This is a genomic window from Streptomyces racemochromogenes (assembly GCF_044129415.1).
In the GTDB taxonomy this organism is placed as follows: domain Bacteria; phylum Actinomycetota; class Actinomycetes; order Streptomycetales; family Streptomycetaceae; genus Streptomyces; species Streptomyces racemochromogenes_A.
Genome location: NZ_JBBDHD010000315.1, coordinates 1 through 677 on the forward strand (window position 1 = coordinate 1; position 677 = coordinate 677).

General features: G+C 70.6%; 1 protein-coding gene. It reads right to left on the bottom strand.

The features are described 5' to 3' along the window. A partial coding sequence (locus WDV06_RS37055) for an acyltransferase domain-containing protein (protein WP_395514187.1) occupies nt 1-662 on the bottom strand: 662 nt, incomplete at its 3' end. Nucleotides 663-677 lie beyond the last annotated feature (15 nt).

Below are 677 nucleotides of genomic sequence, written 5' to 3' on the forward strand. Positions count from 1 at the left end.
AGGGAACGCCACACCGCGGCCAGAGACACCATGACAGCCCAGGTCACCGGCTGGACCACGTCCACCCGATCCAGAGAGCGGCCCTCCCTGAGGACCTCCACCGCATCGAAGTCCACGAACGGCGCCAGCGCGTCCGCACACTCCCGCAGCCTGGCCGCGAACACGGGCGAGGACTCCAACAGCCCCGCACCCATCCCCACCCACTGCGTCCCCTGACCCGGGAACACCAGCGCCACCCGCCCCCGAGAGGACGCGACGCCCTCGACCACGGCCGATCCCACCGCGACCCGCCGGTGCTCGAACACCGACCGCGTCGTCACGAGGGAGTACCCGAGGTCCAGCAACCGGACGTCCTCCGGGAGCCGCTCGACCTGGCCTTCGAGGGCGGTCTCGGAGCGGGCGGTGAGCACCAGCGGCACCACCGGCAGCTCCCGCACCACTTCGACCGGCTCCTCCACCCGCTCCGGAGCCTGCTCAAGAATCACGTGCGCATTCGTCCCGGACACCCCGAACGAAGACACGGCGGCACGCCGCGGACGATCCACCTCCGGCCAGTCCCGCGCCTCCGTCAGCAGCTCGACCGCACCCGCCGACCAGTCCACCTGCGAAGACGGCGCATCCACGTGCAGCGTCTTCGGAAGACGCCCGTGTTCCAGCGCCATCACCATCTTGATGAC